Source organism: Pseudomonas sp. Pseusp10, from assembly GCF_059492225.1.
On sequence record NZ_CP168528.1, the window covers coordinates 4,334,146 to 4,348,089 of the forward strand.

Annotated in this window: 13 protein-coding genes and 1 tRNA gene; 7 read left to right on the forward strand and 7 right to left on the reverse strand. The window is 60.6% G+C overall.

The features are described from left to right. Positions 1–398: 398 nt before the first annotated feature. A complete protein-coding gene (gene cynR / locus ACEN8Z_RS19460) occupies positions 399–1,280 on the reverse strand; it encodes a transcriptional regulator CynR (protein WP_495595306.1) in 882 nt (293 codons plus the stop codon). Between the two features lie 123 nt (positions 1,281–1,403). On the opposite strand from cynR, the gene cynS reads away from it, so the two are divergent. Together cynS and ACEN8Z_RS19470 are read left to right on the forward strand one after the other, a co-directional pair. Further along, the gene (cynS, locus tag ACEN8Z_RS19465) at positions 1,404–1,871 is read left to right on the forward strand and encodes a cyanase (RefSeq protein ID WP_007997334.1); all 468 of its coding nucleotides are present in this window, start codon (positions 1,404–1,406) and stop codon (positions 1,869–1,871) included. Between the two features lie 61 nt (positions 1,872–1,932). Next, a complete protein-coding gene (locus ACEN8Z_RS19470) occupies positions 1,933–2,592 on the forward strand; it encodes a carbonic anhydrase (protein WP_495595307.1) in 660 nt (219 codons plus the stop codon). Between the two features lie 61 nt (positions 2,593–2,653). Here ACEN8Z_RS19470 and ACEN8Z_RS19475 read toward each other — a convergent pair whose 3' ends face one another. Beyond that, complete coding sequence (locus ACEN8Z_RS19475) at positions 2,654–4,156, reverse strand: aldehyde dehydrogenase family protein (protein ID WP_495595308.1); 1,503 nt, start codon at positions 4,154–4,156, stop codon at positions 2,654–2,656. A 463-nt stretch (positions 4,157–4,619) separates the two neighbouring features. Between ACEN8Z_RS19475 and ACEN8Z_RS19480 the strand changes: the two genes are divergently transcribed. Then, positions 4,620–5,126: an HvfX family Cu-binding RiPP maturation protein gene (locus tag ACEN8Z_RS19480; protein ID WP_495595309.1), complete on the forward strand. Its 507-nt coding sequence runs from the start codon at positions 4,620–4,622 to the stop codon at positions 5,124–5,126. A gap of 230 nt (positions 5,127–5,356) precedes the next feature. Further along, on the forward strand, positions 5,357–6,019 hold the full coding sequence (locus tag ACEN8Z_RS19485) for a glutathione S-transferase family protein (protein ID WP_495595310.1): 663 nt from the start codon (positions 5,357–5,359) through the stop codon (positions 6,017–6,019). Between the two features lie 85 nt (positions 6,020–6,104). On the opposite strand, the gene ACEN8Z_RS19490 is transcribed toward ACEN8Z_RS19485, so the two are convergent. Next, the gene (locus tag ACEN8Z_RS19490) at positions 6,105–6,533 is read right to left on the reverse strand and encodes a TOBE domain-containing protein (protein ID WP_442096485.1); all 429 of its coding nucleotides are present in this window, start codon (positions 6,531–6,533) and stop codon (positions 6,105–6,107) included. Positions 6,534–6,814: 281 nt separating this feature from the next. Further along, positions 6,815–6,889, reverse strand: a tRNA-Gln gene (locus ACEN8Z_RS19495). Positions 6,890–7,208: 319 nt separating this feature from the next. Between ACEN8Z_RS19495 and ACEN8Z_RS19500 the strand changes: the two genes are divergently transcribed. Both ACEN8Z_RS19500 and ACEN8Z_RS19505 read left to right on the forward strand, forming a co-directional pair. Further along, the gene (locus tag ACEN8Z_RS19500) at positions 7,209–7,637 is read left to right on the forward strand and encodes a hypothetical protein (protein WP_495598165.1); all 429 of its coding nucleotides are present in this window, start codon (positions 7,209–7,211) and stop codon (positions 7,635–7,637) included. A 113-nt stretch (positions 7,638–7,750) separates the two neighbouring features. Then, positions 7,751–8,332, forward strand: coding sequence for a hypothetical protein (locus ACEN8Z_RS19505; protein WP_495595311.1), 582 nt, complete (start codon positions 7,751–7,753; stop codon positions 8,330–8,332). A 41-nt stretch (positions 8,333–8,373) separates the two neighbouring features. Here the strand turns inward: ACEN8Z_RS19505 and ACEN8Z_RS19510 are convergent, their stop codons facing one another. The 3 genes from ACEN8Z_RS19510 to ACEN8Z_RS19520 form a co-directional block, all read right to left on the reverse strand. Further along, a complete protein-coding gene (locus ACEN8Z_RS19510) occupies positions 8,374–10,362 on the reverse strand; it encodes a peptidase U32 family protein (RefSeq protein WP_108229537.1) in 1,989 nt (662 codons plus the stop codon). Between the two features lie 785 nt (positions 10,363–11,147). Next, a complete protein-coding gene (locus tag ACEN8Z_RS19515; RefSeq protein ID WP_495595312.1) occupies positions 11,148–11,528 on the reverse strand; it encodes a RidA family protein in 381 nt (126 codons plus the stop codon). A gap of 117 nt (positions 11,529–11,645) precedes the next feature. Next, positions 11,646–12,269 (reverse strand): NIPSNAP family protein, encoded by a 624-nt coding sequence (locus tag ACEN8Z_RS19520; RefSeq protein ID WP_495595313.1) that lies wholly within the window; start codon positions 12,267–12,269, stop codon positions 11,646–11,648. A 250-nt stretch (positions 12,270–12,519) separates the two neighbouring features. On the opposite strand from ACEN8Z_RS19520, the gene leuC reads away from it, so the two are divergent. Beyond that, the gene (gene leuC, locus ACEN8Z_RS19525) at positions 12,520–13,941 is read left to right on the forward strand and encodes a 3-isopropylmalate dehydratase large subunit (protein ID WP_495595314.1); all 1,422 of its coding nucleotides are present in this window, start codon (positions 12,520–12,522) and stop codon (positions 13,939–13,941) included. Positions 13,942–13,944 lie beyond the last annotated feature (3 nt).

A 13,944-nucleotide genomic window follows, 5' to 3' on the forward strand; every position in this document is an offset into this window, starting at 1 on the left:
AGTTCACACGCGTTATCGTTAACGACCATCGCCAGCAAGCTGGCTCCTACAATGGTTAGTGAGAACGCTCAAACCAGTGGAAGCCCCAAAAAAGGTTCTTCACGCAATCCCGGGAAACTGTAGGAGCCAGCCTGCTGGCGATGAACTCAAGTGCGCCGCGTTTATCCAGTTCACACGCGTTATCGTTAACGACCATCGCCAGCAAGCTGGCTCCTACAAGGGGTCGTGCGCACGCTCAAACCAGTGGAAGCCCCAAAAAAGGTTCTCCACGCAATCCCGGGAAACTGTAGGAGCCAGCCTGCTGGCGATGAACTCAAGTGCGCCGCGTTTATCCAGCTCACACGCGTTATCGTTAACGACCATCGCCAGCAAGCTGGCTCCTACAGGTATTGGTTTGATCACGGATGATCGGTCCCCAACACCAGCTCCACAAACGCTACCGACGCCGCACTGTGGTAGTTGTTCTTGCGCCGCAGCAACGCAGCCCCGCGTTCAGGCGCTGCTCCCAGCATGGACAATTTGCGCAATGCCCGATCCTGAGTGGCGATGGGTTCCGGCAGGATGGTGGCGATGGCGGAGTGCCGGATGACTTCCAACAGCGTATTGACCGAGTTCACTTCAATCACCACCTTGGGCGTGATGTACGCCTGCGCGAAATACTCATCAATGCAGGTGCGGGTGATGTAGTCCGGGCTCAGCAGGGCAAACTCAAGCTCGGCCACCTCTTCGGCGGACAACGCCTCCCGACGCTCGTAAAGCGGATGATCCCGCCCGACCATCAACCCCAGGGTTTCGGTAAACGCAGGGATCGATTCGATGTCGGCGCTTCTCACCTGATCAAACGCAATCGCGACGTCCAGCGAATCATCCGCCAGCCCGGCCTCGATTTCGTCCATCGACAGCTCGAAAATCTCCAGATGGATGTTCGGGTAGCGCGCCACGTAGTCGCGCACCAACGGCCCTACCAGATAGGCCATGAGGGTTGGCGTCATGGCCAGGCGCAAGGTCCCGCGGGACAAATCCTTCACGTCATGCAACGCACGCCTGCCCGCTTCCAGCTCCACCAATACCCGCCGCGCGCATTCAATGTAAGCCTGGCCTGCATCGGTCGGCTTGACCGTGCGCGAGGTCCGGTCGAACAGGCTCACGCCCAGAGACTCTTCCAGTTGCCGGATCTGCTGCGACAAGGTTGGCTGGGATACGTGCAGCACTTCGGCGGCACGAGTGAAACCACCCTGGTCGGCAACCGCCAGCAGATAACGCAAATGTCGAAGCAACACGGGATTCTCCATCTATAGGCAATGCTTATGGATTGCATTGTATATCGATCTTGGACGCTATGAGTCGATCGGCCGAAGATGGCCCCACACCCAAGCAACGCCACTCCCGATAGGAGAATCACCATGCAACAGTCCCATGCCTACAACGACCCAAGCCTGGCCCTGACCACTTCTGTCCTTGATGCCAAGGCACGCAAAAACCTGTCGTGGCAGGACCTGGCCGACGGCACCGGATTGAGCCTGGCCTACGTCACCGCCGCCCTGCTCGGTCAACATCCGCTGCCGGAAACCGCCGCCAAAGTGGTAGGCGACAAACTCGAACTGGACGCCGACGCCGTGGCCCGGCTGCAGATCATCCCGCTGCGCGGCAGCCTCTCGGGTGTGCCGACCGACCCGACCATCTACCGCTTCTACGAAATGATCCAGATCTACGGCACCACCCTCAAAGCCCTGGTTCATGAGCAGTTCGGCGACGGCATCATCAGCGCGATCAACTTCAAGCTCGACATGAAGAAAGTCGAAGATCCGGAAGGCGGCTCCCGCGCCGTCATCACCCTCGACGGCAAGTTCCTGCCGCTGCGCCCTTTCTAAGTTGTTACCGGCCCGCACTACCGGTGCGGGCCAAACCCTGCTCACCCATGAGGAAGCGATCATGAAAGCGCTCATCGACGGTTTCTTGAAGTTCCAGAAAGAAGCCTTTCCACAACGCACTGACCTGTTCAAACACCTGGCCACCACCCAACATCCAGGCACGCTGTTCATCACCTGCTCCGACAGCCGTGTAGTGCCGGAACTGCTGACCCAACAAGAGCCCGGTGAGCTGTTCGTGATCCGTAACGCCGGCAACATCGTGCCGTCCTACAGCCCCCATCCGGGTGGTGTATCGGCCACTGTCGAATACGCCGTTGCGGTGCTCGGCGTCACCGACATCGTGATCTGCGGCCATTCAGACTGCGGCGCCATGACGGCGGTAGCCAAGTGCACATGCATGGATCACCTGCCCGCCGTCAGCGGCTGGCTGCAACACGCCGAATCAGCGAAAGTGATCAACGAAGGCCGGCCACACGCCAGCGAAGCGGCCAAGGTCAGCTCGATGGTTCGGGAAAATGTCATTGCCCAACTGGCCAATATCCAGACGCACCCGAGTGTGCGACTGGCCCAGGAAAAAGGCCTGTTGAACCTGCATGGCTGGGTGTATGACATCGAGACCGGTTCGATCGACGCGCTGGATGCCGACAGCCGAAGCTTTGTGTCGCTGATCGAGCATCCGGGCACTTGTGCCGTATCGGCCAAGGCGATCAAGGCCGCTTGATCAGAACTGCCGTTTGTTCAAAAAAGTGACCGCCCTTGCAGCGGTCACCGGCTCCGCCATCTCAGCGTTTGACGCCCAGATCGACCTGGGTCATGCGGCTACGAATGGTAAACACGCCATCCCCCGAGAGAATCGCACTGCGAGCAAACAGGCGCCCGCTCTCCCAGTTCGAAAGACCCAGTTCCGGCTTGTTCAACGCGTACTGGCCATCGACCCAACGGGTGATGCCATTGCCGACAAAAGGCGCGTTGACCGCGCTGTAGAAACGCTCCTGGGCCTCGGCACTTTCACTGATCAATGACACGGTGAATTGCGGGCTGTAGCGATTGAACAAGGCAATGGCACTGTCCAGGTCGTCGACGATTTTCAGGCTGACTTCCGGGGTTTCCTCCCACTCCCATTCACGGCCCAATTGATCTTCCGCCAACGGCTCGGCCTGCGCCTCGGTTTGATAACCCTCGGCGCGGAACACCTCGACCGTTGCAGCCAACCAGTCTTGCGGCAGGTGCGACTCGCTGCCTTCGACGATGTGCAACTTGCAACCCTGCCCCCGTGCGGTGCCGGCCTGCTTGAGTGCATTGAGGAACAGCGGCACCAGTTCAGCGGCGCGGTCGCGGTGAATCAGGCAGACGTTCAGGGTGTTGCAGACCTTGCGGTCCAGGGAGTTGCGCACCACGGCGGCAAAGCGCCGGGCATCGGCATCGGCGTTGGCGATCAGCCACGCACCACCGGTGCCGTGCAGGCTGACCGCCGTGCCGGCCTGTTGCGCGATGCTGCCCAACTGGCTGACGGCGCGACCCGAACCACGGGCCACCGCCAATGACAGGCGCCGGTCAGCGAACATCGCCCAACCGGCGGCGTGGTTGACGCTTTCCACCAGCGACACCGCACCAGCTGGCAATCCGGCATCGTTCAGTGCGGGATTCAACGCATGGGCAACAATCGCCTGCGCAGTGCCCAATGCATCACTGCCGATGCGCAACACCGCGGTGTTGCCGGTGCGCAACACACCGGCCGCGTCGGCAAACACATTCGGCCGGCCTTCGAAGACGAAGGCGACGATGCCCAATGGCGAGACCACTTGCTCGACCTTCCAGCCATCGTGCTCGACGCAGCTGATCACCTTGCCACGGCTGGCCGCGGCATCACGCCATGCGCGCAGGCCGGCGATCATGTCGCGACGCATGCGCTCATCGGCCAGCAACCGGGTGGTCGAGCGACCGCGCGCCTTGGCCCGCTCGATGTCGGCCAGGTTGGCGGCTTCGATCAAGGCCCAGCATTCCGGGGTTTCCAGGCGTTTGGCAAACAGGTCAAAGAAGGCGCTGATCGCTTGATCGGACACCGCCGACAGCGCGGTAAACGCCGCTTGGGCGCGCTCGATTGCGACGTTGGCCGCTTGCTGGTCCGCCACGGGGATCAGCAGCAACTCGCCGCTGACCTGCTCCACCAGCAGATGATCACCGGGCTGGAAGCGTTGCGCCAGTTCGGGGCTGACGACAGTGACACGATTACCGGCGAAAGGGATCGGCGTGCCAGCGACTAGACGTTCGAGCGCAAGAGACATGAAGCAGTTACACCATGCAGAGGGCGGCCGGAAAATGTATAGCAATTTCCCTGTGGGAGCGAGCCTGCTCGTGAAGAGGCCATTCCATCCAACATCAATAGCGCCTGACTCTCCGCTATCGCGAGCAAGCTCGCTCCCACATTTGTTTGGCGTCGACCAAATCCAGCCCACGACCAACATCCACTGTGGGAGCGAGCTTGCTCGCGATAGCGGCAGGACAGTCAGAATTGATGTCGACCACCCCGCCATCGCGAGCAGGCTCGCACAGAGGTACCGGTTACGTATCTCAGTGTGTACAGCCCCGCCCCTGACACACCCCGCACTCAAAACCCCGCATCAACGACACACCGCAGATACACCCCATTGTTGAAATACGCCTGTCGATTGGCCACGCCGATCAAAACGCTCAACCCGCGGGGCATGCCATTGCCCTGCCTTCCTGACCTGAAAGAGATCAACGTCCATGAGCACTTCCATTTCTTCGGCCGTCAAAGGCCTGCACCTGAACCTAGACCGTGCCGGCGACTGGGTTGCCCCCCTGGCGCTGCGGGTGTTTCTCGCCTGGGAATTCTTCGAGTCCGGCCTGGAAAAATTCAACGGCCAGAACTGGTTCACCGATATCCAGGAGCGCTTCCCGTTTCCGTTCGACCACCTTCCAGCAACGCTCAACTGGGAACTGTCGATGTGGGCCGAACTGATCCTTTCCATGACTTTGCTGCTGGGCCTGGGCACGCGTTTTTCGGCGTTGAGCCTGATGGTGGTGACTCTGGTCGCAACCGCCGCCGTCCATTGGCCCGCCGACTGGCATACCCTGAGTGAACTTGCCCAAGGCTATGCCATCAGCAACAAGGGCTACGGCAACTTCAAACTGCCATTGATCTACCTTGTGGCCCTCACACCGTTGTTGCTGTCGGGTGGCGGCAAGTTCGGCATTGATGCGCTGCTGGCTCGATTCTTCTGGCGTCGCTGAAACGCAATCTGCAGTGCGGACAAACAAAGGGGACTTGCGTGAAGTCTCCTTTGTTTGCCTGAAACTAACGAATCACTTCCTCCAGCCCGGTCTCTCTGGCCAGCTTCGGATGCGCACTGCGTTAATGTCCACACGCTCGCGTCAACGAAAGCACCAGGACAGAGCGCCTCGCGCATCGGCGGATGGCGACGGATAATGAATGGGTTTCCATCTCACCGAGGAATTGAAGGATGTCACTGACTCTTTACTTCCATCCGCTCTCATCGTTCTGCCACAAAGCGCTGATCGCTCTCTATGAACTGGGAATCGAGTTTGAAAAAAGGATCATCGACCTGGGCAACGATGCCGACCGGGCCGAGCTTCAAGCGTTGTGGCCGATCGGCAAGTTTCCGGTGCTTCGCGACCATGTCCGGCAAAAGGATGTGCCGGAGTCGAGCGTGATCATTGAGTACCTGGACCGGCTTCATCCCGGCCAGGCGCACCTGATTCCGCATGATTGGCAAACCGCACTGGAGGTACGCCTGTGGGATCGTTTTTTCGACCTGCATGTTCAGGTGCCCATGCAGAAGATCGTCAGTGATCGCCTGAACGCCGCCAATGGCGACCTGACCCGGGAACGCGCCGCGCTGATGACCGCGTACGGCATGCTTGAACGTCAACTGACAGCAAGAACCTGGGTGGCCAGCCGGGCGTTCAGCATGGCCGATTGCGCCGCCGCCCCGGCGCTGTTCTACGCCAGCACCCTCGTAGCCTTTCCCGACGATCATCGCCACTTGAGTGCTTATTTCGACAGGTTGACCCAAAGGCCCTCGGTCGAACGGGTCATCGACGAGGCAAGGCCCTATTTTTCCTGGTATCCGTTTGCCGAGGCCATCCCGGAGCGCTTTCGGTAATGATGATCGAAAGGCCAAAACGAGAAATCCCCGTGATCCATCAGGAAATGGATCACGGGGATCAGTAAAGAATGCTTGCGTCTGATCAGGCTGGAACGCCCAGGATGATGTGCGAAGCCTTGATCACTGCCGTGGCGCTGACGCCGGCGGCCAGACCCAGCTCGGCCACGGCATCGCGGGTCACAATGGAATAGACCTTCGAACCGCCGGCCAACTCGATCACCACTTCTGCGTTGACCGCACCATCGGTGACGCTCAGCACCTTGCCTTCCAGGCAGTTACGCGCCGACAGGCGAATATCGCTCGATTCGGTCATCAACATCACCCACGGCGCCTTGATCAGCGCGACGGCTTCCTTGCCGACGGCGATGCCCAGGTTCTTGATGCTTTCCATGGTGACGACGGCAACCAGTTGCTCGCCGCCCGCCAGGGTCAGAACCACTTCGGCGTTGACCGCGCCTTGCTGGACCTGGCTGACTTTGCCTTTGAATACGTTGCGCGCACTGACTTTCATGATGAGGCGTCCTTTTCTTGACTTCAAAGTTAGGAAACGGCGGGCATCATCAGTGTATTCGCTATGTAGAAACAACTACAGCGCCGCTCTGGTTCAGTGACAGATGGCCGGATCAGCTCGGAAGGTCTGCATGAAACGCGCCGAAAGGACGCCCGCAAACCTTGGCTGGACGCTGGCTGGCAAGGGAACATCCGGGAGATGGATAACGGACGCAAAAAGCCGGCGAATCGACGAATAATAACCGTCGGTCGAGTGTTATCTGATTAGGCAGGAATAAAAAATGGCAGGGGCGGCTGGATTCGAACCAACGCATGGCAGGATCAAAACCTGCTGCCTTACCGCTTGGCGACGCCCCTGTATCTGTTGCGATGAGTGCCTGGCACTCGCTTTCTTGAGTGGCAACAAGACCTGCTGCCCGCTTGCAACTGGCTCCCTGAGGGCCGCTGCAAGAGTGGGCGCAAATTTACCAACATTTTCTTCGTCTGGGAAGTCCAAACAAAAAAAATTGTTCATTAAAACAGGCGCTTAGTGTTGAGCCGAATCTTTGTGAATTATCGGCGCACATTCAGCCCGACCAGCTCTGCTACGCTTTTCTTTACTCGAATTGAATCGGGAATCGTTTGCGCAACACCCTTCCCTTGCCATTTGAGGGCGCCAAAAGTGAAAGGCAAATTAATGGGGGCCGCTGCAACCCTTCTGGTACTCGGGACCGCGATTTATGGGTTGAACACCTGGGAACACATCCAGAGCCAGCGACAGGCAGCGGTCTGCAAGGCCGCACGGGAGCATCTCAATAGCCTGGAAACCCAGGCACGGGCCTTGGCCTCAGGGTTGACGGTCGAAGCCTATGCCGAAGCCGAAAAAGCCGAAGCCGGCCAGTTGGTCCAGGCACTCGATACCGCCAGGAATGAAGCCGAGGTCGATGCCGTCATCGACAAGCACGCCGCTGCCATCGAAGCGCAGATAACGGCCGAGGACGCAGAGGTCCATTCCCGGGGCGATCAACCCTTCCTCGGTCAGGAACTGAAAAAACAACGCATCCCCACCGACGTCAAACAGGAATTCAAACGGGCTGAAAAAGCCGTCGCCGACACCTGTGAATAATGTCGACCGCCCGCTCCAGGGTTGTCGCCGGCGTCTAGACTTCAGCAAAAGCAGGTTGCAACCAGACCCCGCGTTTATAACAAAAATCCTGTGAACACGAGGGGGGCTCGACCTTGAAAACATCAACCCTCTGCGCCATCGCGAGCCTGCTGGTGTCGGTCGCGGTGTCTGCCAACGGCGTCATTCCCGTCCTCGAAATGGACTTCACACGGTCTGCGATGGAAACCCTGAAAAAAATCGGAATCGACGACGCGTGCATCATCGGCGCCTCGAGCCCCGCTGCGTTCACCTACTGCCGGGAAGGATCGACGACACTCTGGAAGTATCAGGCACTGGACCTGGAACAAATGGCGGCGATACACAGTGACGCACAGGGGCCCTCGACGGTTTACCAGCCCATTTCCGTCCTGGAGTCCGAGAGCGCGGTCTGTGAACACGAGATCAGCATATCCGCCGCTGGAAAACCGGCAACGATACGTTGGCTGATCCTCGGCCTGATGGCCATTTCGCTGCTGATCGGCTTGCATTACACCTATTGGGCCATGTTGCAGCGTCGCCATGACGCCACCGCGTACTCGCAACCCCATGAGCAAGCGTCAAGCGAATTCCAGGCAACCGCACGTACAAAAGCCCTGGCAGCGTTTGGTCTGGCTGTTGCCGTGGCATTCGTTTACTTCAACTACAAAGGGTATTGAACAATCGGTGAGCGCGCCGTTGCGGCGCACCCACCGGTCACTCAGTGTGGCGCGCGCGGGATGGTCTTGAGCAGGTCTTCGGGGCTGATGTGACCGACCACGCTGCCCGGTTGCGGCAGGTTGAGGATGTGGCCTTTCATCTTGCCGATGATGTGCATCTCGCAAGGCTTGCAGTCGAACTTCAGCGTCAACACTTCATCGCCGTGGATCAGTTGCATCGGTGCCACCTTGGTGCGCACGCCGGTCACGCCCTTGGCCTGTTTCGGGCACAGGTTGAAGGAGAAACGCAGGCAGTGCTTGGTGATCATCACCGGCACTTCACCGGTCTCCTCGTGGGCCTCGTAGGCCGCGTCGATCAGCTTGACGCCATGGCGGTGATAGAAGTCGCGGGCCTTCTGGTTGTAGACGTTGGCCAGGAACGACAGGTGCGAATCCGGGTACACCGGCGGCGGTGTGGTTTCGGCCTTGCGGCTGCCACGCGGGTGGGCGGCGACCCGCGCTTCGGTCAAGGCTTCAATCACTTCACGGCGCAAGGCCTTGAGCTGCGAGTTCGGGATGAAGTACGCCTGCGGCGCGTCCAGCTTGATGTCGATGGCGTGGTACTGCGTGGTACCCAACTGGCCGAGCAGATCCTGCAATTGCTCCAGCGCCTGTTCCGGCTTGTTGGCGGCGCCGAACGGGCCGTTCAGGGTGACGCTGGCGCTGATGCCTTCTTCGCTGGTAGCGGTCAGTTCCAGCTGGTCTTCACGCAGGCGAGCGACCCAGCTCAGCGCGATGCGACGCTCGGCAGAGGTCTTTTGCAGCGCCTGTTGCCAGTTGTGATCGAGATTGCGATTCAGCGGATGGTTGGGGCGCAGTTTGTACATCCCCTCCGGCATCTCATTGGGCTCGACGCGATAGCGATAGCGCTTCTCGCCGTCCTCCTCGAACTCGCCTTTGGGCTCGGCGATGTTGGCGCGGAAACCCACCACTTCACGCTTGACCAGCACGTTGAGGCCGTCGCCATTGGACAGCGGCTCGTGAGTCACGACCTGCATGTCACGCTTGGCGACTTTCTCGACCACACCCACCGGCAAACCGGTGAAGGTCGGCGAATCAAAGGCGCCGATATCGATCTTGCGGTCCGTGACGAAGTAATCGGTGCTGCCACGGTGGAAGGTTTTTTCCGGGTCGGGCAGGAAGAAGTGCGCGGTGCGGCCGCTGGAGGCGCGGGCCAGGTCCGGACGGTCTTCGAGCACGGCATCGAGGCGCTGGCGGTAGTAGGCGGTGATGTTCTTCACATAGCCCATGTCCTTGTAGCGGCCCTCGATCTTGAATGAGCGCACGCCAGCCTCGACCAGGGCGCGGATGTTGGCGCTCTGGTTGTTGTCCTTCATCGACAGCAGGTGCTTTTCATAGGCGATCACACCACCCTTTTCGTCCTTGAGGGTGTACGGCAGACGGCAGGCCTGGGAGCAGTCGCCACGGTTGGCGCTGCGCCCGGTTTGCGCATGGGAAATGTTGCACTGGCCGGAAAATGCCACGCACAACGCGCCATGGATAAAGAACTCGATGGCCGCGTCGGTCTCGTCGGCGATGGCGCGGATCTCTTTGAGGTTCAGCTCGCGGGCCAGCACCAGTTGCGAGAAACCGGCCTGATCGAGGAACTTCGCCCGCTCCAGGGTTCGGATGTCGGTCTGGGTACTGGCGTGCAATTCGATCGGCGGGATGTCCAGCTCCATCACACCCAGGTCCTGGACGATCAGCGCATCGACGCCGGCATCGTACAACTGGTGGATCAGCTGGCGGGCCGGCTCCAGTTCGTTGTCGTGCAGGATCGTGTTGATGGTGGTGAAGATACGTGCGTGATAACGACGGGCGAATTCCACCAGTTCGGCAATCTCGCTCACCTCGTTGCAGGCGTTGTGGCGAGCGCCGAAGCTCGGGCCGCCGATGTACACGGCGTCGGCGCCGTGCAGGATGGCCTCGCGGGCGATGGCGACATCGCGGGCAGGGCTGAGCAATTCCAGGTGATGTTTGGGCAAAGACATAATTTTTTTAGTCAGGCTTGTCACGGTCGAGGCGTGCATTGTAGCGGCGAAACGCCTGACCGGCACCTCGTGCTGCCCGGTGGCGTTCCGAGTAGACCTGCCCTACCCGAGTCCCTGTAGGAGCGAGCCTGCTCGCGATAGCGGTATGACAGCCAATATCGATGTCGACTGACACCCCGTCATCGCGAGCAAGTCGAATCGTCGCACCGCCCCTCCCACATTTGATCGGCGTCGAGCACAAATTCAGCCCACGACCAACTTCCCCTGTGGGAGCGAGCCTGCTCGCGATAGCGGTGGGTCAGTCAACGCTTGTGCAAACTGACACTCCGTCATCGCGAGCAGGCTCGCTCCCACATTTGATCGGCGTCGAGCACAAATCCAGCCCACGACCAACTTCCCCTGTGGGAGCGAGCTTGCTCGCGATAGCGGTGGGTCAGTCAACGCTTGTGCAAGCTGACACTCCGTCATCGCGAGCAGGCTCGCTCCCACATTTGATCGGCGTCGAGCACAAATCCAGCCCACGACCAACTTCCCCTGTGGGAGCGAGCTTGCTCGCGATAGCGGTGGGTCAGTCAACGCTTGTGCAAACTGACACTCCGTCATCGCGAGCAGGCTCGCTCCCACATTTGATCGGCGTCGAGCACAAATCCAGCCCACGACCAACTTCCCCTGTGGGAGCGAGCTTGCTCGCGATAGCGGTGGGTCAGTCAACGCTTGTACAAGCTGACACTCCGCTTTCGCGAGCAAGCCCGCTCCCACAGGGGGCTTTGTATGTATCGCAGCAATCAGGCCTTGGCAGCCATCGCCGTCACTTCGACACGCATGCCTTCCACCGCCAACGAGGCAACCCCGACAGCAGCGCGCACCGGCCACGGCTTGGCGAAGAATCGCTTGTAGACCTCGTTGAACGCGGCGCGGTCGGCCATGTCGGTGAGGTAGATGGTCAGGTGCATCACGCGGTCCATGGAACTGCCGGCACGCTCCAGCGCGACTTTCAGCGCTTGCAGGGTGCATTCGCTTTGCAGGGTGATGTCACCCAATTCGAGGCTGCCGTCGGCGCGCGTGGGGATCTGGGTGGAGACCAGCACACCGGCGAAACCGACGACGTCGGAGGAAATCGAATCGGCATCGAGGTCAGGCGTAAAGGTCAGGTCGTGGTTTGCCATTGGAAGTTCTCTTGCTTGAAAGGGTAAGGCGAGCGCCTTTTGCGCCGCCAGTTTACAGGGCCATTCCCGGCGCGTCGCTAATCCACACCGCTCGGCTGCGCATGAGCCGAGCCGTTGTCATTGGAGGGGCGAGAACTTCGCCGGCAGATAGATCGTCGAGCACATGTCGCGCAGTTGCGGGCCGGAGTTTTCCGGCGGCCAGACGCCGTCGATGACCGCCTGGGTGCGTACCCGCAAGCGCTGCTCAAGGCTGGCCCACGGCCAGATGTGCAGATAGCGCGGCAGCGCGCCGTCGGTGGCATAAAACGCCGCGTACACCGGCGAATATTGCTCGGCGGTCCGCGCCTCGATGGCGTTGCTCCAGCCGTCGAGTGTCGGCTGCAACCCGCTGCTGACCAGGTCGTAGACGCGCAACTCATAGAACGGACCGTGCTGGCCGGCACTCAAGGGTTCGAGGAAGGGAAACAGCGTGTAGTTTTCGATGCGCAGGTCGGTGATGAACTCGTTGATGCCAAACGCCCCGCCCTCCAGCAGGAAACGCTCGCGCTCCGCTTGCCTGAGGTGTTCTTCCCCATAGCCGCGCAGCACGGCAATCTGGTTCAACGGGCCGATCTCCGAGGCCCAGCAGCCCATCAACGTGCCGCCTGCTTTCGGGTCGTCCAGCGCCGCCTCGATCTGCGCCAATGCTTGCACAACCGTGCGCACCCGCACAGTGAAGGTGATCAGTTCAAATAAACGCATAGCGACTCCGCCGACTTGTTTGCCAAAAGCCCACAGCCTAAGGCAGCCCCTGCCGACGGGGTATTGAGACGAATCCCATCGATTACGGCATTTCCCCCAGTGTTCCAGGTAATTTCTTTACGCCGGGCAGTCATCGATCATTCACACAACGTGTTCAATGCCTTCACTTAATGGCGCTTGATGCAGGAATGGCGACGAATATGCTGTGGGTACGTTTCCGTGATCTCGCATGACAACAAGAGCCCACACCATGCACAGCCCCAGAACGCTCTACCAGAAACATATCGACAGTCACACCGTCTGCGCCCTCGACGATCAGGGCCACGTGCTGCTGTACATCGACCGCCAGGTCGCCAACGAATACACCAGCCCGCAAGCCTTCAGCGGCATGCGCGACGCAGGTCGCAAAGCCTGGCGGCCGAGCGCGACGCTGGCGGTGGTCGACCACGTCAATCCCACGGCGCCGACACGCGTTGCCGCCATGCCGGACGCCGGCGGTGCCCGCCAGGTTTCCTACTTCGAAGAAAACTGCCGCGACTTCGGCATCGAACTGTTCGATGTGCTGGACAAGCGCCAGGGCATCGAGCACGTCGTGGCCCCCGAACAAGGCTTTATCCTGCCCGGCATGGTCGTTGCCGCCGGCGACAGCCACACCACCACCTACGGCGCCCTGGGCGCCTTCGGTTTCGGCATCGGCACCTCGGAAATCGAACACCTGCTGGCCTCGCAAACCCTGGTCTACAAGTGCCTGAAGACGATGCGCGTGACGGTCAATGGTCTGCTCGGGCCTGGCGTGACGTCCAAGGACATCATCATGGCCCTGATCGAGAAAATCGGCGCTTCGGGCGCCACGGGCTATGCCATCGAATTCGCCGGCCCGGCGATCAGCGACCTCAGCGTCGAAGCGCGCATGACCATCTGCAACATGGCCGTCGAGGCCGGCGCCCGGGGCGCGTTCATGGCCCCGGATGACAAGGTCTTCGCCTACCTGCAAAGCAAGCCCCGTGCACCCCGGGGCCAGCTGTGGGAACAGGCCGTCGCAAAATGGCGCGGCCTGCACAGCGACGAAGGTGCGGTGTTCGATCGCGAAGTCACCCTGGATGTCGCGGCACTGGAGCCCATGGTCACCTGGGGCACCAGCCCCGATCAGGCCGCACCGGTGGGCGGGCATGTGCCGGACCCTGCCGCGCAGCCGGACCTGATCCTGCGTCAGGGCATGCAACGCGCCTTGAACTACATGGGCCTGGAGCCGGGCATGCCGCTCAGCGACGTGGTGATCAGCCACGCGTTCATCGGCTCGTGCACCAATGCGCGCATCGAGGATCTGCGCGATGTCGCCCGCGTCGTGCGCGGCAAACGGGTGGCAGCCCACGTGCGGGCCATGATTGTTCCCGGTTCGACGATGGTGCGTGACCAGGCCGAAGACGAAGGGCTGGCGCAGATTTTCCTCGACGCCGGTTTTGAATGGCGCCAGTCGGGTTGCTCGATGTGCCTGGCCATGAATGACGATGTGCTCGCCCCCGGTGATCGTTGTGCATCGAGCACCAACCGCAACTTCGAAGGCCGGCAAGGCGCCGGCGCGCGCACCCATTTGATGAGCCCGGCCATGGTCGCCGCCGCAGCGATTACCGGACACTTGACCGACGTGCGCACCTTCGCGCTGGAGGCTTGAACC